At 63.0% G+C, this 16,866-nt stretch carries 19 protein-coding genes and 1 tRNA gene; 5 read left to right on the forward strand and 15 right to left on the reverse strand.

What is annotated here, in order from left to right; all coding sequences use genetic code 11:
• Positions 1 to 229: 229 nt before the first annotated feature.
• The 13 genes from Q6E04_RS00195 to Q6E04_RS00255 all read right to left on the reverse strand — a co-directional run bounded on the left by Q6E04_RS00195 (position 230) and on the right by Q6E04_RS00255 (position 10,708).
• Entirely contained in the window at positions 230 to 952 is a 723-nt protein-coding gene (locus Q6E04_RS00195; RefSeq protein ID WP_303248828.1) for a class I SAM-dependent methyltransferase, read from the reverse strand.
• Positions 934 to 1,149: a hypothetical protein gene (locus Q6E04_RS00200; RefSeq protein WP_303248829.1), complete on the reverse strand. Its 216-nt coding sequence runs from the start codon at positions 1,147 to 1,149 to the stop codon at positions 934 to 936. Before Q6E04_RS00200 ends, Q6E04_RS00195 begins: the two co-directional genes overlap by 19 nt.
• Positions 1,149 to 1,907 (reverse strand): MFS transporter, encoded by a 759-nt coding sequence (locus Q6E04_RS00205; protein WP_303248830.1) that lies wholly within the window; start codon positions 1,905 to 1,907, stop codon positions 1,149 to 1,151. The genes Q6E04_RS00200 and Q6E04_RS00205 overlap by 1 nt, the downstream gene beginning before the upstream one ends.
• A 127-nt stretch (positions 1,908 to 2,034) precedes the next feature.
• Positions 2,035 to 2,268, reverse strand: coding sequence for a MerR family DNA-binding transcriptional regulator (locus Q6E04_RS00210; RefSeq protein WP_303248831.1), 234 nt, complete (start codon positions 2,266 to 2,268; stop codon positions 2,035 to 2,037).
• 89 nt (positions 2,269 to 2,357) lie between these two features.
• Positions 2,358 to 2,433 (reverse strand) — tRNA-Ala (locus tag Q6E04_RS00215).
• A 133-nt stretch (positions 2,434 to 2,566) separates the two neighbouring features.
• A complete protein-coding gene (locus Q6E04_RS00220; protein ID WP_303248832.1) occupies positions 2,567 to 2,920 on the reverse strand; it encodes a Veg family protein in 354 nt (117 codons plus the stop codon).
• Positions 2,921 to 3,106: 186 nt separating this feature from the next.
• Positions 3,107 to 4,012 carry a 16S rRNA (adenine(1518)-N(6)/adenine(1519)-N(6))-dimethyltransferase RsmA gene (gene rsmA / locus Q6E04_RS00225; RefSeq protein WP_303248833.1) on the reverse strand — a complete coding sequence of 302 codons (906 nt, stop codon included), beginning with the start codon at positions 4,010 to 4,012 and terminating at the stop codon, positions 3,107 to 3,109.
• Between the two features lie 42 nt (positions 4,013 to 4,054).
• Positions 4,055 to 4,693 (reverse strand): flavodoxin family protein, encoded by a 639-nt coding sequence (locus Q6E04_RS00230; protein WP_303248834.1) that lies wholly within the window; start codon positions 4,691 to 4,693, stop codon positions 4,055 to 4,057.
• Positions 4,657 to 5,787, reverse strand: a complete 1,131-nt coding sequence (locus tag Q6E04_RS00235; protein ID WP_303248835.1) for a TatD family hydrolase — start codon at positions 5,785 to 5,787, stop codon at positions 4,657 to 4,659. The genes Q6E04_RS00230 and Q6E04_RS00235 overlap by 37 nt, the downstream gene beginning before the upstream one ends.
• 137 nt (positions 5,788 to 5,924) lie before the next feature.
• On the reverse strand, positions 5,925 to 7,502 hold the full coding sequence (metG, locus tag Q6E04_RS00240; RefSeq protein WP_303248836.1) for a methionine--tRNA ligase: 1,578 nt from the start codon (positions 7,500 to 7,502) through the stop codon (positions 5,925 to 5,927).
• A 220-nt stretch (positions 7,503 to 7,722) separates the two neighbouring features.
• Positions 7,723 to 8,259 (reverse strand): M48 family metallopeptidase, encoded by a 537-nt coding sequence (locus tag Q6E04_RS00245; protein WP_303248837.1) that lies wholly within the window; start codon positions 8,257 to 8,259, stop codon positions 7,723 to 7,725.
• 219 nt (positions 8,260 to 8,478) lie between these two features.
• A complete protein-coding gene (gene cysK / locus Q6E04_RS00250) occupies positions 8,479 to 9,411 on the reverse strand; it encodes a cysteine synthase A (RefSeq protein WP_303248838.1) in 933 nt (310 codons plus the stop codon).
• A 13-nt stretch (positions 9,412 to 9,424) separates the two neighbouring features.
• Positions 9,425 to 10,708 carry an O-acetylhomoserine aminocarboxypropyltransferase/cysteine synthase family protein gene (locus tag Q6E04_RS00255; protein ID WP_303248839.1) on the reverse strand — a complete coding sequence of 428 codons (1,284 nt, stop codon included), beginning with the start codon at positions 10,706 to 10,708 and terminating at the stop codon, positions 9,425 to 9,427.
• Between the two features lie 158 nt (positions 10,709 to 10,866).
• Here Q6E04_RS00255 and Q6E04_RS00260 point away from each other — a divergent pair, with 158 nt between their 5' ends.
• Positions 10,867 to 11,238 (forward strand): hypothetical protein, encoded by a 372-nt coding sequence (locus Q6E04_RS00260; protein ID WP_303248840.1) that lies wholly within the window; start codon positions 10,867 to 10,869, stop codon positions 11,236 to 11,238.
• A 2-nt stretch (positions 11,239 to 11,240) separates the two neighbouring features.
• Here the strand turns inward: Q6E04_RS00260 and Q6E04_RS00265 are convergent, their stop codons facing one another.
• Both Q6E04_RS00265 and rsmI read right to left on the reverse strand, forming a co-directional pair.
• Positions 11,241 to 12,494: an iron-containing alcohol dehydrogenase gene (locus tag Q6E04_RS00265; RefSeq protein ID WP_303248841.1), complete on the reverse strand. Its 1,254-nt coding sequence runs from the start codon at positions 12,492 to 12,494 to the stop codon at positions 11,241 to 11,243.
• A gap of 143 nt (positions 12,495 to 12,637) precedes the next feature.
• A complete protein-coding gene (gene rsmI, locus Q6E04_RS00270; RefSeq protein ID WP_303248842.1) occupies positions 12,638 to 13,489 on the reverse strand; it encodes a 16S rRNA (cytidine(1402)-2'-O)-methyltransferase in 852 nt (283 codons plus the stop codon).
• 258 nt (positions 13,490 to 13,747) lie between these two features.
• On the opposite strand from rsmI, the gene Q6E04_RS00275 reads away from it, so the two are divergent.
• The 4 genes from Q6E04_RS00275 to Q6E04_RS00290 all read left to right on the forward strand — a co-directional run bounded on the left by Q6E04_RS00275 (position 13,748) and on the right by Q6E04_RS00290 (position 16,864).
• Positions 13,748 to 14,053, forward strand: coding sequence for a rhodanese-like domain-containing protein (locus tag Q6E04_RS00275; RefSeq protein WP_303248843.1), 306 nt, complete (start codon positions 13,748 to 13,750; stop codon positions 14,051 to 14,053).
• A 133-nt stretch (positions 14,054 to 14,186) separates the two neighbouring features.
• Positions 14,187 to 15,896, forward strand: coding sequence for an FAD-dependent oxidoreductase (locus Q6E04_RS00280; protein WP_303248844.1), 1,710 nt, complete (start codon positions 14,187 to 14,189; stop codon positions 15,894 to 15,896).
• Positions 15,897 to 16,026: 130 nt separating this feature from the next.
• A complete protein-coding gene (locus Q6E04_RS00285; RefSeq protein ID WP_303248845.1) occupies positions 16,027 to 16,407 on the forward strand; it encodes a hypothetical protein in 381 nt (126 codons plus the stop codon).
• Positions 16,408 to 16,480: 73 nt separating this feature from the next.
• Positions 16,481 to 16,864, forward strand: coding sequence for a hypothetical protein (locus Q6E04_RS00290; protein ID WP_303248846.1), 384 nt, complete (start codon positions 16,481 to 16,483; stop codon positions 16,862 to 16,864).
• The last annotated feature ends 2 nt before the right edge of the window (positions 16,865 to 16,866 follow it).

Raw genomic sequence — 16,866 nt, forward strand, 5'->3', positions numbered from 1 at the left:
AGCTATGACTTTAACACACATCCTTCACAGGGATAGCAAAAACGTATCACCCATTTGGGGGGAAATTACCCCTTAAAGCGTATATCCAGGCGTTTTTCTAGCCGTTCGCCGTGAAAAACATCCCTGAAAGCATAATCGTGGCATCCAGTGTCGCACGAAAGGACTTATCGAACGCGGCGTGGAAACCGCGCCGTCGCCGACCGCTTCGCCAAGCGACGGCCACTTCGCATCAGATTTTCTTGGCAATATAGAAAACGTATCCATACCGATCGCCATGCTCGCTGAAAAGACTTTCTTCGTAATGGTTGCCGGCAATGAACTCCTCGACGGCATCGCTGTCGGGATACTTCTTCAAAAGGCCGCTTTCGGCCGCGCGACGCGGCATGAAATAGCTCTCGGTCCAGCACGTCTTGGGCAATGCGAACGTCGCAACCGAGATATAGCCCGCATCCTGCAAAGCGCCGACGTTGCACGCAGCCGTGTCGAGACCGCTTCCCGCCTGGATCCAGAACTCATCGACCTCTTCGATGCGATCGGAGGTCAGCCACGACGGGCACGTAACGCCCACGTATCCGCCAGGCTTGAGAAAATCCTTCCAGTAATCGATCATCTTGGCGAATCCGACGCCGTCGATCGCACCTTCGCACCAAATAAGATCGACGCTTTCGAAGGGGATGTCCAAATCGTCCATGGAGCCCTGCTTGCCGACGACGCGGCCTTGCAAACCGAGCTTCTCCGCCCGGGCGTTAAACACGTCGATAAAATCGGGGGACAAATCGATACCCGTAATAGCTCCTGGAATATGCTTCGCCAAAACGAACGTTTGCACACCTGTGCCGCAGCCTAGATCGAGCACGCGGCCCATCATCGCAGGATCGACGCATGCCTGCAGCCGCGCGGTGGCCGCCGCCTGAACGAGGGGAATTACCGCGCTCAACACTGCGAGCGACACGAAAACACCGGACAGCCCGTCGCAAGGCCCACGCCGATGCTGCCCGCCCCGTAGGCGACAAGCCCTCCGGGCAGCATGGCATTGTGCGCCTTGCTCGCAAGCGCCGCTAGCACCAAACCGCCCGCCACCATGGCAACGCAGCCGATCGCTTCGGCAACGGCGAGCAGGGTATACGGCGCACCGAACGCGCGCTTCATCAGGAGCGGGACGAAAAGCCCGCAGAAACGCTCAGGAACATGAACGCGCCGTAGAAGCCGAGAACAAGCGCGACCGAACGATTTTCACGCGCATAGCGCAGCCCTTCGCGCACGTCGGCGAACAGGCCCGGCGCCGCGGGCGCGTCCTCGGTGCGGGCAGATGCCGCGTCGGGAATCTTCACCACGAACGCAAGCACGCCGATCGCGACGACCGCCGTGGCGATATCGAGCGCCATGACGGCCGCCATGCCGCCGAAGGCGAGCACGAAGGCGGCAAGCGGAGCCGCGGCGAACTGCGCAAGGCTTTGGACCGCCGAAGCTATTCCGTTATAGCGCGCCAACGACGCCTCGGAAACAAGAAGCGGCACGGCCGACTGAACCGCAGGCATCTGCACGCCCGCGCACACCGAGCGCAGCGCCGAGCCGACGGCAAGAAGCGCCAAGACGGCCGTGCCCTGCGGGCCGGTTGCCAAAAACAGCACAAGCGCCGCCGCCACCGCAGCCGAGGCGGCGTCGGTCACGACGATGGCCGTCTTGCGCGAACCGAAGCGGTCGATCAACGCGCCTGCAAACGGCGACACCGCCATCTGCGGCACGAACCCCGCCACAAGCATCGCCGCCGCCCAGGCGCCGGACGATGTTTCGACCGCCGCATACCAGGCGACGGCCATCTGAACGGCGGCCGACCCCAGAAGCGTGACGCACTGGCTCGTCAAAAACGGCGCGGGGACACCTTTTTCCTTCGAAGCGGATCGCATATTCGCACCCCTTTCACTCTCGCGCTCGTTACGCGGAAAAGGGATTAAACACGCTTTGGAAAGCCTGGTGTGTTAATGGAGGGTTTGCGCACGCATTTTCCCACAGAGATCGCATGCGCCTTGTCGATCAGCACGAGAGTTTTTCCGCATCGCGTTTCGCCGAGACGAGCGCGGCGCGCAGATGGTCGCATGCGCGCACCACGTCGTCGGGATGCTCGCGCCCGTCGAGCAAGCCGCGCGCCGGCGCGATAAGGCCCGCCTTCTCATACAGGCGCACCATGTTAGGATGCACGCCCATCAACCGCGCAACCCGCCCCGTGCCGTATTCCATATCGACCCTCCCCAAGGCGTGTGACGCCACGAAAAGCGTCCGCGAAGATGCTCGGACCCCGCAGCGTCGTTCCATCTCAAATAAAAAAACGCCGTTCATAAGAACGGCGTTGAAAGTTCTGGTGGAGATGATGGGATTCGAACCCACGACCCCCACGTTGCGAACGTGGTGCTCTCCCAGCTGAGCTACATCCCCAGAAATGGACAAGAAAGTATTTTGCGCTTCTACCCTGGAAATGTCAAGCTGCATTCCCGAGTTTTTTCAATCCGCAATGCGCGTCCCAGTCGCCTTCGCATGCAAGACGCCGATACGCATTCGACACGGCCGGCTAGATAAGGTCCTCGTCCTCGTCCTCTTCTTCATCCTCGTCGACGACGTGCAGCGGCGCGGCGTCTCCGCTATCGACGAAAGACCCGAACACGGGCTTGCCCGTTTCGACATCGTAAAGCTCGACCATGCCGGTCAAAACATCGACGTACTGATAAGACTGCCTTGCCTTTCGGCCGCGCTTGCGGTCGATTTCAAGAATGAACAGCGAGGGATGAGCCTGCATGAGGACGCCTTCGCACTCGATGACCTTCGAGCGACCCATGTTGGCACGCACCTTAAGGCGCGTATCGATGCGTTCCTGAAGCTCTGCGCGAATATCGTCGACGATGCGCGCCTGCTTTTCGAGTTCCATATATAGTGTTCCTTCAATCGGGTATGCGACTGTGCGAACCGCCATATTAACACGATTTGTCAAGAGGTCATTAATTCTGCAATTTCAAAACACACTTAGCCGCCCCTGTCAACACCGCAGAATGCTTTTCATGCCGAAACGATGCGATATTCGGCGTATGGCAGACGGTAGACGGCAGCTCGCGCTTTATCGCGTCGCTTCCGTGTACGCCGCGCCCAGCCCGATGAATTCCTCAAGCGTGAGGCTTTCACCGCGGCGGCGCGCATCGATACCGGCACCCTCCAGAATGGCGGGGAGTTTCTCTACCACCCCGTCGCAGCCCTTGCGGCCCGAGAAGAACGTCTTCATGGAGTTGGCGATCGTCTTGCGCCTCGTAGCGAAGGCGGCATCGGCCATAAGCGATGCCACGGCGGCCTCTTCGGCCGTGATGCCCAAATCGTCGCGGCGGTCGAGCCTTATCACGGCCGACGTGACGCGAGGCGGCGGGAAGAAATTGCCGGGGCCCACCTGGAAGCGGCCCGTGGGCTTCGCGATCAGGTTGAGCTTCACCGTGTAGGCGCCGTAGTCTTTCGTGCCCATCTTCGCCATCATGCGGTCGGCCACCTCGCTTTGCACCATGACCGTAGCGCACTGCAGGCTCGAAAAACGCTGGAAGAAATCGAGCACAAGAGTCGCCGCCACCGCATAGGGAAGGTTCGCGACGAACTTGTTCGGAGCCTCGCCTTGTGCCGCGGCCTCGCCGAAGGCCTCGTCGAGGTCGGCCTGGGAAAGCGTCAGGGCGTCTTTGGAAAGCAGCGTGAAGTTATCGAAATCGGCGCAGGTTTCCGCCAAGACCGCAGGCAAGTCGGTGTCGCGTTCGACGGAAAGCACGCGACCCGCACGCGCGAGCAAGGCTACCGTGAGCGTGCCGATACCGGGACCTACCTCGAGCACGGCGTCGTCGGCGCAGACTTCGGACAGCTCGCAGATGCGCGCAATGACCGAATCGTTGACCAGGAAGTTCTGGCCGAGGGCTTTTTTCGTGGCGAGGCCGTGGCGTTCGAGGACGGCGCGCGTGGCCGAAGGCGATGCAAGGTATGAAACGTGAGACATGGGCTCTCTTTCTCGAATGACGCGCCTAGCATACCGGACGCATCAGGAAAAACACGTTTTCTCGGACTCTTCGCGGGGCTGCCCCCAGCCGATGCGGTCGATCACGTCGGCCACGAAAAAGCCCGACGACCCGAACGCCGAGCACACGATGGCGGTCAAGGCATCGTAGCCGAACGGGTCGCCGCCCGCGCCGATCACGTGCAGGTACGCGGGACGCTTGACCTCATGCGCGCGATCGAGGCGCGCGCCGGGGCCGATTCGCCACTCCCAGTAGGGCTGCAGACGGTCGAGCACGCATTTGAAGCGACCCGTGGGGCCGGCGAAATACACGGGACATACCAGATGCACTTCGTCGGCCGTATCCAAAAGCCCGTAAAGCTCGCGCATGTCGTCGTCGATCACGCATTCCTTACGAAGCACGCCGGGGGCGAACGCTTCGCCGGCGCGCGGGCGGCAGGCCGCGCAGCCCACGCAGTCGGCCACGTCGTGCGTAGCCGCATGCCATGTCGTCACGCAAACGCCTTCGGCGCGCAGCCGCTGCTCCAGCTCGTCGCTATAACGCGACGAAACCCCGCGCAAGCGCGCTGCACCGCAGATCAGAAGCGCATGACGCTCGGCCGCGCCCTCGGAAGCGACGGCCGCGATCACAGAAGGCCCTCGTCGCCATAGGACGACTGCCACGCCGTGGCGTCGCGGTCGAGCAGGCGCAGCGCGTTGTCGTGCAGGGCGGACAGAAACGCCGCACGCCCCTCGCCCGGCTCGATGCCGCGCACTTCGGCCAGACACGCTGCAGTGAACACGGTGAACTCGGGCGCGCACTCCAATCCTCGAAACGGCACCGGCGCCATGTAGGGCGCATCCGTCTCGGTAAGAAGCCTGTCTTCGGGCACGATCTGCGCCGACGCTCGCAGGTCGTCGCTGCGCGAGAACGTGACCGCTCCGCCGAAGGCCACGTAGCAGCCGCGGTCGATCCAGCGGGCCAGCTCGTCGGGGCCTACGCTGCAGCAATGCAAGAGCACGCCCGCCGCGGGCCAGCCCTCCTGCTCGAGGATTTCGAAGCCGTCGTCGTGCGCGTCGCGCATATGCAGCACCAAAGGCAGGCCGCATTCGTGCGCCATCTGCACCTGGCGACGGAATACGTCGCGCTGGACATCGCGCGGAGAAAAGTCGTAATGGTAGTCCAAGCCCACTTCGCCGAGCGCGCAGGTGCGCGGGTCGGCGAGCATGGCCTTCAGCGACTCCTCCATTTCGGCGCTCCAATGCGACGCGTTGTGGGGATGGACGCCAGCGACCACGCGCACGCGCGGAATGGCCACCTCGGCGCAGGGGCAACGATTCGAACGCCATTCGTCGGCGCTCATGCCCTCGTGCTCCAGCGATGCGGCGGCGCGCTCGGAAGCCGACGCGGCGCGCGTGGCCTCGAACACGTCGGGCAAGATGCGCAGCGCCTCTCCGCGCCACCCGTCCACCATCCGATACGTCGCATCGCCGTCTTCGACGGCATCCACGATCGTACAGATGAAATCGACGCCGTGCACCGCGCAGCGCGCAAGCGAAAGCGGCGCGTCGGAGACGAGCTGCAGATGCGCATGCGTGTCGGCGATCGGAGCTTCGGTCAGCGGATAGGGCGATTCGACATAGCGCCAGCCGGTCTTTTTCTTCTTGCGGAACAGCGCGTCGCGAAACGCGAGATAGCCTGCGGGGCCTTCGAAATCGATCGGGCCGGCGGCCTGCTGCGGTGCCGCCTCCTGCCCCACGGTCGTTTCCTGAGTCATGCCATCCACCTTCGGGTTCGATTCGTATCCTGTGTTTCGAAGAGTTATATAACGCAAACAGGGCCGCAAGCTTACGCCCACGGCCCCGTTTCTAGACAACTCTCATGCGAAAGACGCGAAAAGCGGCGCCTGCGCGATTACAGCTGGATTTCCTTCACGTCGAGACGCGGGAACAGCGGGTCGCCCTTTTCGACCGCGTTGCCTGCGGGCAGCTGGCCCCAGACGCTTGCGGCCTTGATGTCATCGACCTCTTCGATCGCGCCCAGGCTCAGGCGGCGGAACACTTCCGCGGAGGTGTTGGGCATGAACGGTGCGAAGAACAGCGCCAGGATGCGGCATGCCTCGAGCGCGTTGTACAGCACGAACGCCAGCTCGCCCTGGGTCTCCTCGGACTTGGCCAGGTTCCACGGCGCGCTTTCCTCGACATAGAGGTTCACGCGGCTCGCGAGCTCCTGCACGGCGGCGGCGGCGTCGGTGAAGTTCACCTCGGTCATGCAGGCGTCGTATTTCTCGTACAGGGAGTCGGCGATATCTTTGAGCGGATTGGCGGCGTCGGCGAACTCGGCCGGCACGGCGGGAACCTTGCCGTCGAAGTACTTGCCCACCATGTTGAACACGCGGCTGCACAAGTTGCCCCAAGTGTTCGCCAGGTCGGCGTTATAGACCTGTGTCATGCGCTCGATGGAGATGTTGCCGTCGGCGCCGAAGCGGACGTCGGACATGAAGTAATAGCGATACGCGTCCACGCCGTAGACCTCGACCAGGTCGGCCGGCTTGATGCCGTTGCCCTTGGATTTGGACATCTTCTCGCCGCCCACGAGCAAGAAGCCGTGGCCGAACACCGTATTGGCGACGGGCAGGCCCGCGGCCATCAGCATGGCGGGCCAGATCACGCAGTGGAAGCGCGTGATGTCTTTGCCCACGAAGTGGTACTGCACCGGCCAGCGGCGCTCGAACTCGCCCTCGCGTTCGGGGTCGGCGTAGCCGTTGCCCGTGAAGTACGCTAGCAAAGCGTCGGCCCAGACGTAGCACACGTGGCCCTCGTCGAAGGGCAACGGGATACCCCAGTCGAAAGTGGAGCGGCTGATGGAGAGGTCCTGCAGACCGCCCTTCACGAACGTGACGATTTCGTTCTTGCGCGTATCGGGGCGGATGAAATCGGGATGCTCCTCGTAGAACTTCAGCAGCGGCTCCTGGAACTCGGAGAGCTTGAAGAACCAGTTCTCCTCGCCCGAAGCGCGGCGCACGGGACGATGGCAGTCGGGGCACACCAGCTCGCCTTCCTCATTCTTCTCGAGGTCGCTTTCGGCGTAGTAGGTCTCCTCGTGCACGCAATACCAGCCCTCATAGGCGCTCTTGTACAGGTAGCCCTTGTCATAGAGGTCGGTCCAGAACTTCTGCACGCTGCGCGTCTGGCGATCCTCGGTGGTGCGCACGAAATCGGTGTAGGTGATGTCGAGCATATCCCACGCCTCTTTGAACGCGGGGACCATGGAATCGCACCACTCCTGCGGCGTCATGCCGTTTTTCTCGCCCGTCTCGGCGACCTTCTGTCCATGCTCGTCGAGGCCGGTGACGAAAGACACGTCGTAGCCGTTCATGCGCTGATAACGCGCCACGGTATCGGCGGCGATGGTGGTGTAGGCGGTGCCCAGATGCGGCGCGGCGTTCACATAGTAGATGGGCGTGGTGATCGAATAGGCTGGCTTGGTCATTGGTTTCCTCTCGTGCTCGGGCGACTGATGATGCCGCCTTCGCCTCGTGGGTCGCATCGGACATGCGCGCGAAGCGGGTCTATCCCGCCGCGCCGGCGCGTGCGCCAAAACGACAACGGATGTTCAAACCCGCCCATTGTAGCGCAGTCGGCGCACGGCGCATGGCGCGCTCGCGCGTCTTAAGCCATGCGCTACGCGAAAAACGTACGGTCCGGACGCCCTAGCGCCTGATGCCGCCGCGGAGCTTGGCCTCGCGAGCGCGCCAATCGGGCAGAAACGAATCCATGAGCGCCTTGAAGCGCGGGCCGTGACTCGCCTCCAGCAGGTGACACAGTTCGTGCACTACCACGTATTCGAGACATTCCGGAGGATGCGCGGCCAACTGCACGTTGATGCAAATTCGGCCCGTCTTCACGTTGCAGCTGCCCCAGCGGCTCACCATATTGCGATACGCCACGTTTCCCGGAACGACGCCCATGACGGGCGCCCACCGCTCGATCAGCGCGGGCGTGAACGCCGCCACCACGGCACGCCATTCGGCCAGCTCTTCAGATGTCGGAGGGCCTGGATTCTGCTCGGCGCGGGCGATGGCGGCACGGCGATGCGCCTCGATCCAGCCCGCATGCTCGCGCACGAAGCGCGTGACGACGGCGTCGGACATACGCATCGGCGCCGACGCTTCGACGCGGCCGTCAGGCTCCTTTATCCTGATATAGGCTCGTTTCTGTCCCGCGCGACGCGCCACCGACACCTGCATGCCGTCGACAACCAGGATCGAGCGTTTTACCGACCGGCCCTTCCGATTCCTGTCACTCGCCGACATCCGGCACCTCCCCGCACTCCGCGACGACGCATGCAAGCACGTCCGTATCCCGAAACAAAAACCGCCGCACCCGCTGCTGCAAAGCCGAAGGACGCGGCGGCCGACACAAAAGCATACCGAAGGATGCCGAACGACGCCAAAAAAGCGCAAGCCTTACTCGACGAACAACGGCGTCGAGTAATAGCGGTCGCCCGAATCGGGCAGCAGGACGACAATCGTCTTTCCTTCGTTTTCCGGGCACTTCGCCAAAGAGATCGCCACATGAAGCGCGGCGCCGGAGGAAATGCCGACGGAAATCCCGTCCGTTCTCGCTAGCCGTTTCGCCGCCGCGAACGCGTCATCGTTTTCGACCGCGACCACTTCGTCATATACCCCCGTATCCAGCACGTCAGGCACGAAGCCCGCACCGATTCCCTGAATCTTGTGCACGCCGCTTCTGCCCTCGGAAAGCACGGGTGAATCCGCAGGTTCGACGGCAACGACGCGGACGGCGGGGTTCTTTCGTTTCAGATATCCGCCTGCACCGGTAATGGTGCCGCCGGTGCCGACGCCTGCCACGAATATGTCCACCGAGCCGTCCGTGTCCTCCCAGATCTCAGGACCTGTCGTCGCGGCGTGGATTGCAGGATTGGCGGGGTTTGAGAACTGCCCCGGAATGAAGCTGTTCGGTATTTCGCGCAATAATTCTTCGGCCTTGGCTATCGCACCCTTCATCCCCTTTGCCCCCTCGGTCAAAACCAGCTCGGCACCGTACGCTTTCATGATGTTGCGACGCTCGACGCTCATCGTTTCGGGCATGGTGATAATCAGGCGATACCCTTTTGCAGCGGCCATCGCCGCCAAAGCGATTCCTGTGTTTCCCGAAGTCGGCTCAATAATCGTCGAGTCCTCGCCGAGCAGCCCCTTCGTCTCGGCGTCTTCGATCATCGCCTTGGCAATGCGGTCTTTCACGCTGCCTGCCGGATTGAAGTATTCGAGCTTCGCCAACACGACCGCCTTCAGGCCCTCTGCCGCCTCAAGATTGACGGGCTCCACAAGCGGCGTGCCTCCGACCAGGTCGAACGTTCCTTTGTACATGCGAGACATGGTGAACCCCTTTCTACCGAGCGGCGGCAAAACCGCGCTCGAGATCCGCAATGATGTCGTCTATGTGTTCGGTGCCGATCGACAGACGAATAGTGCTTCGGGTAATCCCTTGTTCAGCCAATTCGTCGTCGGTAAGCTGGCTGTGCGTAGTGGTGGCCGGGTGAATCACGAGCGATTTCGCATCGGCCACGTTGGCGAGCAGCGAAAACAGCTGCAGGCCGTCGATGAATCTCCATGCGGCTTCCTTGCCGCCTTCTATCTCGAATGTGAAGATGGAAGCACCCCCGTTCGGAAAGTACCTCTCATAAAGCGCATGGTCGGGGTGCTCGAGGAGAGCCGGGTGGTTGACCTTGATAACCTGCGGATGCGCAGCGAGGAATTCGACGACCCTCTTCGCGTTCTCGACATGACGGTCGAGACGCAACGAGAGGGTCTCAACGCCCTGCAGCAGCAGAAACGCATTGAACGGAGATATGGCCGCCCCCGTGTCGCGCAAGAGGACGGCGCGAACATAGGTGACGAAAGCCGCAGGTCCGGCCGCGTCGACGAACGAAACGCCGTGATAGCTCGGATTAGGCTCGGCGATGGGGGCGTATCGCCCCGAAGCCCTCCAGTCGAACGCGCCCGAATCGACGATCACACCGCCCAGGGAAGTCCCGTGGCCACCGATGAACTTCGTGGCGGAGTGAACCACGATATCGGCTCCGTGTTCGATGGGACGGAACAAATACGGAGTCGCAAACGTGTTATCGACGACCAGAGGCACCCCGTGCTCATGGGCGATGGCCGCGACGGCATCGACATCGGGGATGTCCGAGTTCGGATTGCCCAGCGTCTCCAGGTACACGGCCCTTGTATCGGGCCCAATGGCCGATTCGACTTCGGACAGGTCATGCGCATCCACGAACGTCGTCGTGATGCCATATGCCGGAAGCGTATGCTCCAGCAGATTATACGTGCCCCCGTAAATCGTTTTTTGGGCGACGATATGCCCACCCTTTCCGGCAAGCGCCTCGATGGCATAAGCAATAGCCGCTGCACCCGAGGCGACGGCCAAAGCCGCAACACCACCCTCCAGAGCAGCTATCCTCTTCTCGAGCACATCCTGGGTCGAGTTGGTCAAGCGGCCGTATATATTGCCCGCATCGGACAGGCCGAAACGGGCGGCGGCGTGCGCGGAGTCATGGAATACGTAAGAAGTAGTTTGGTAGATGGGAACCGCGCGGGAGTCCGTCGCGGGATCGGCCTGCTCCTGGCCGACATGAAGCTGCAGGGTTTCGAATTTGTAATCGCTCATAATCGTGATCGCTTTCGTATCGAATGCCGTCGGTTCGTCCCTCATCGAAATCACAGGCTCCGGCAATAAAAAAAACCGGGAGCCTATAGCAGGACTCCCGGGCATATGGCTGACGATATGTCGACGATGTCGGTCGATCAATCACCGAACAGAGGCGAATGACCGCGCAAGACGCGCGACTCGCCCCCGGCCATACAACATGCCCGGGAGGAAAGCATTCGACACCACATGACGATATCCACACGTCCGACGTTGCGCTCGTTCATTTTCGCCTCCTTTCATCACTCGAATCCGACATGACGGATTTCAGCATTTTAATCATACCAAGTCAATATGATATAGAAAAAATGACGTGGCTTTCAGCTGTTCTCCATCGCATGATGGGCATCGATCCGCCCGACCTCAGGCACCGCGTCGCGAATCGCCATGAAAAAGCCTCCCTTTCCAGGACTCCGGTGACGTCATCCAAGAAATGGGAGGCGGCTTATCAGAAACCTGCGGTTTCCCCTATCGGCAGGAACCGCTCGTGAAGTCACTCGTTATCCCCGTCCTGTTCCGCAAGCGAAGGCAGGGCCGGGTCGACGAAGGCCGACAGATAGATCGCCTTGGCGTCTTCCATCGTCAGCTTCTTGAACGCGCCGAACACGTCGCCCTTCGTGGCGCGCAGGGTTTCGACGATCGCGTCGACGTCCTCTTCGCGCAGACCCAGCTCGCCCATGGTCTTGGGCATGCCCATGTCCACGAAGAACGCTTGCAGCTCGTCGATCGCGGCGGTCACGGCATCCTCGATAGCCTCGTCGCTTCCGCCGATCGGCTCGATGTCGAACACATCGAGCGCGAACTGCAAGAAACGGCTCGGGTCTTCGCGCCAGACGTAACGCATCCATGCGGGCATGATGACCGCCAGGCCCGCGCCGTGCGTGATCGAAGTATCGAACGCCGACATCTCATGTTCGAGGCCGTGGCTCTCCCAGCCGCCCGCACGGCCCGTCGGGGCGAGCGCACGGCCGCAGCCGGCGATGTCGTTGTGGGCCAGCATGCCGGCCCACATGATGTCGGCGCGGGCATCGTAATCTTCAGGATCCTCAAGCACGCGAGGAGCCGCGTCGATAAGCGCGCGAATCAAACCCGCCGCGATGTTATCGGTGACGGGAACGGCGCCCACGCCCGAGAACCAACGCTCGCAGATATGGGCGATCATATCCGTCACGCCGGCGGCCGTCTGATACGGCGGCAAAGTGAACGTGATTTCGGGATTCATGAACGAAACGGCGGGACGGAACGCGTCGCCGTTCGTGCCGCGTTTGGCATGCAGCTCGTCATTGCTGATGACGCACGAGCTGGACGCTTCGGAGCCCGCCGCAGGAATGGTGAGCACGCAGAAAATGGGCAGCGCGCGCTCGACCGCAGCCTTGCCGCAGAAGAAATCCCACACGTCTCCATCGTAGAGAGCGCCGAACGCGACCGCCTTCGCGCAGTCGATCGCGCTTCCTCCGCCGACGGGAAGAATCAGGTCGACGTTTTCGTCACGCACCATGCCGATACCCGCGCGCACGCTTTCCACCTCGGGATTCGGACGCACGCCGGCAAGGTCGACATGCTCGATGCCCGCCGCATCGAGAGACGCCTTCACGCGGTCGAGCAAGCCCGAGCGCACCACGGACCCCTTGCCGTAGACAAGCAGCGCCTTCTTGTAACCGTGCGCGGCGGCCTTCGCGCCCACGCCCTCCTCGACCCCGCGGCCGAACACGAACTCGGTCGGAGAATAGTAGGTGAAATTATTCATGTGCTCCTCGCTTTCAGCGCTTTGACTTGCGGGCATCGTATCGCGTCGTCGGCCACGCGCCAAGAAGCCCGGAACAAAACAGGGCGAATGGGCCGCAGACGGCGCCGAGCTATGCCGGGTCCGTGCTGCGCCCGCATGCGGCGCTATGCCTTCATGGCCAGATCGTAGGCTTCGTTGCGAGGGATGCCGAACTCATCGCGCAAGACCTTGACGATTTCCTTGCGCGTAAGCTCCCCGGCCTCGACCAGCTCGGCGGCGCGCCCGGCCGCCGATGCCGCGGCATCGGCGCGACGGTCGTCCTCTTCAGCTTGCGTCGAAGGGCCGATGACCAGCACGATTTCGCCCTTCACGCCGCTATCCTCATCGCGGCGGGCGAATTCGGCGAGCACCTCGGATACCGGCCCGCGTGCAACTTCCTCATGCACCTTGGTAAGCTCCCGGCAAACCGCGACCTCCCTTTTCGGCATCGCCTCGGCAACCGCGGAAAGAGCGGAAACGATGCGACGCGGGCTTTCGTAGAACATGAGCACCGCATCGAGCGACGAAAGAGCACGCAGCAGCTCTCGACGTTCGGCATCTTTTCGCGGAAAGAACCCCCCGAAGAAAAACCGCGGGTTGTTGAAACCGCTCGCAACATAGGCGGTCACCGCGGCCGACGCGCCAGGCAGCACGTCCACATGCCCGCCCGCCGCACGCACGGCTTCGATCAGGCGGGCGCCGGGGTCGGACACGCCCGGCATGCCCGCGTCGCTGCAAAACGCCACGGTCTCGCCAGCCGCAACGCGTTCGGCCACACGACCCGCCTGGTGCGTGATCGCGGCTTCATCAAGCCGCTCCAGACGCTTCTCGATGCCGAAATGCGCGAGCAGCTTTCCCGTGACCCGCGTGTCTTCGGCGCACACTGCATCGGCGTCGCGCAGCTCCTCGAGCGTACGCAACGTCATGTCCCCCAAGTTGCCGATAGGCGTCGGGCATATGACAAGGCGACCTGCCATCGTTTTCTCCTCTTCACGATACCGCCCCACGCCGAGCGTCGGCGGCCTGTTCCTGTTCGAACACACTATATACGCTCGTCCACGCGGAAAGCACGCATCGACGCCACGCGGCGGGAAACGCGCAAGCAAAACGATCGCCCCACGCCGACGGCACGACGCCTCCTTTAAATTGTTACTTCGAAAGTCGCATAATCCTGCTACGTTGACCACGAAACACGAATCGCGCCGCCTCGAGCGGCGCCCCGAGAAAGGAACGCCATGGGACTCTTCGATATGTTCGGCGGAGGCTTCGATAAGAAGCTCGAGCAGGCCCGCGCCACCGAGAACGCCCGTATCATCGACGTACGCACCGCGCAGGAATACCGTTCGGGCCATGTGCCGGGAGCCGAAAACATCCCGCTCGACCGCATCGACTCGTTCGAGGCCCCGCGCGAGGCGCCCCTGTTCGTCTACTGCCAGAGCGGCGCACGCAGCTCGCAGGCACAGCACGTGCTCGAAGGCCGCGGATTCGTCGACGTCACGAACCTCGGCGGCATCATGAGCTATCGCGGCCCGGTCGAATAGCCGGCCGCCCCGCGGCATGCGCGCCCCGCGGCGGCTTCGCAGGCACAGCGCGTGAAATGCCTGGTAAAATCAAGAAACCACCATCGGGCCCGACCGTATGGGCGGTCGGGCCCCATCGACGTAAGGAGCGCTCATGAAAGTCGTCATCATCGGAGGCGTCGCAGGCGGAGCCACGGCAGCCGCACGTCTGCGCCGCCTGAACGAGCAGGCCGAAATCATCATGATCGAGCGCACGGGCTACGTGTCCTACGCGAACTGCGGCCTTCCCTACTATATCGGCGAGACCATCCAGGACAAGGGCAAGCTCACGCTGCAGACCCCCGAAAGCTTCCGCGCGCGTTTCAACATCGACGTGCGCGTGCGCCAGGAGGCCCTCTCGATCGACCGCGACGCGAAAACGGTGGCGATCCGCCGCCTCGACGACGGCGTCGTCTACGAGGAGTCCTACGACTACCTGATCCTTTCGCCCGGCGCCAAGGCGGTCGTGCCGCCCCTGCCCGGCATCGACGACCCGCGCATCGACACGCTGCGCACCGTCGAAGACACCTTCGCCATCAAAGAGCGCGCCGACGCGCTTATGGCGGCCGGCAAAACCGACGCCGTGGTTATCGGCGGCGGCTTCATCGGCCTGGAAATGGCCGAAAACCTTAAACAGCGCGGCTTCTCCGTCACGCTGCTGCAGCGTGGCAACCATGTCATGCCCACGCTCGACTACGACATGGCCTGCGAAGTGCACGCCTACCTGCGCGCGAACGGCATCGACCTGAAGCTCGGCTTCAACGCGGTCGGCTTCGAAGCCGACAACGAACGCGACGAAGTACGCGTGCTGGGCGAAAACGGCGAGGCGCTGCGCGCATCGATCGCCGTGATGGCGATCGGCGTGGCGCCCGAATCGCATCTTGCCGAAGATGCGGGCCTTGAACTGGGCATCCGCAAGTCGATCGCGGTCGATGCGCAGATGCGCACGTCCGACCCCTCGATCTTCGCCGTGGGCGACGCCGTGCAGGTGAAGCACTTCGTCGGCGGCGGCGATGCGCTTATCTCGCTGGCGGGTCCGGCCAACAAACAGGGCCGTGTGGCGGCCGACGCCATCTGCGGACGCACGCACACCTTCGCCGCGCCGCAGGGCTCTTCCGTGCTGAAGATCTTCGACATGACCATCGCCACCACGGGCCTGAGCGAAGAGGCGGCGCAGCGCGCAGGGCTTTCTTACGACAAGGTATTCACCTCGTCGCCCTCGCACGCCACCTACTACCCCGGCGCGCGCAACATGTCGATCAAGACGCTTTTCGAGCCCGAAACCGGCCGCATCCTGGGCGCGCAGATCGTCGGCTTCGAAGGCGCCGACAAGCGCATCGACGTGATCGCCACCGCCATCCGCGCGCACATGACCGCCGCCGACCTGGAAGAGCTCGACCTGGCCTACGCGCCGCCGTATTCCTCGGCGAAAGACCCCGTGAACATGGCGGGCTTCGTGATCGAGAACGTGCGCGCCGGCCTGGTGAAGCAGCACCAGTGGCACGACGTAGACGCACTGGTCGAACAGGGCGCGCAGCTGCTCGACGTGCGTACGCAAGGCGAATACGCCCGCGGCGCGATCGAGGGTTCCGTCAACATTCCGCTCGACGAGCTGCGCGGACGCATCGGCGAGCTCGACCCGAACCGCCCCGTGTTCGTGAACTGCCACAGCGGCCTGCGCAGCTACGTGGCATGCCGCATGCTCGCCGGCCACGGCTTCGACTGCTCGAACCTGGCGGGCGGCTGGCGCCTGTATTCGACCGTCGCCGAAGACGCCGCGTTCGACGCGCGTCCGACGCACCCCTGCGGCGTGCCGCTGGCATAGCGCCGCCGCGCCTGCGCATGCTTTCCTCGAGGGCCTTCGCTTCGCAGCATGAATGCGGAGGCCCTTCGCATGTCCGCGCTCTCCACACAGTGCGCTTATACTAAGAAAACGCCCCCGCGAAAGGATGCCCATGGACATGCTGCTTCCCGACATACCCGAATTCCTCCGCACCATCATCATCGCGCTCGTCGCGACGATCGCGATGCTCGTCGCCTTTTTGGCCGCGAGCATCATATGCAGGGATTCACGGCGTCGAGGAGGCGAGCGGCGCCTTGCGAAGGCGTCCGTGGTCATGGGAGCCGTCGCCGCAGCCGAGATAGTCGTCTTCGGAGTCGTAGGAGCGCCTTTCGCGGCGGCCCTCGGCATAGGCGCCCTGATGAAGTCGAGCACCTACCGCAAACGCACCGCCGCGCGCAGCAACGTCTACCGCACGGGATTCGCCCTAGGTCTGTTCGGACTGATCGCGGCCCTGTTCTCGGTCATCGTCATCGCCGCCGTCATGCTGCTGTAACCCATAGCGGCACGTCCGCGCGCCGCGATGGCCTATACTGGACGGAATACGAACGCCTCTCGAAAGGACCCTCATGCAAATCTTCGGCCTCGACCTGTCCGAAATCCTCGTCGCCGCAACGCCCGCCATCGCTTTGTTCGTCGGCGGCGCGATCGCAGGCATCGTGCTGTGGAGGCGCGCCAAGACGGGCGCGAACAAGGAAAGCTGCGGCATCGCGTCGCTGGTCATGGGCATCATCGCCTCCATCGAAGGAACGCTTTTCGGCCTGGCGGGCATCCCGTTCGCTCTCATCATGGGCCTCGCCGCCATCGCCGCATCGCGCGCGCACAAGTCTATCACCGGCACCAACGGCAACAACGCCTCCACCGCGGGCCTCATCCTGGGCATCGTCGGCGTGGCCATGTGCGTCATCGGCCTGGGCCAGACGGGCGTCCTCGTGTTCTCGATGGGCGACTAGCC

It is taken from the genome of uncultured Slackia sp., from assembly GCF_959608125.1.
GTDB lineage: Bacteria > Actinomycetota > Coriobacteriia > Coriobacteriales > Eggerthellaceae > Slackia.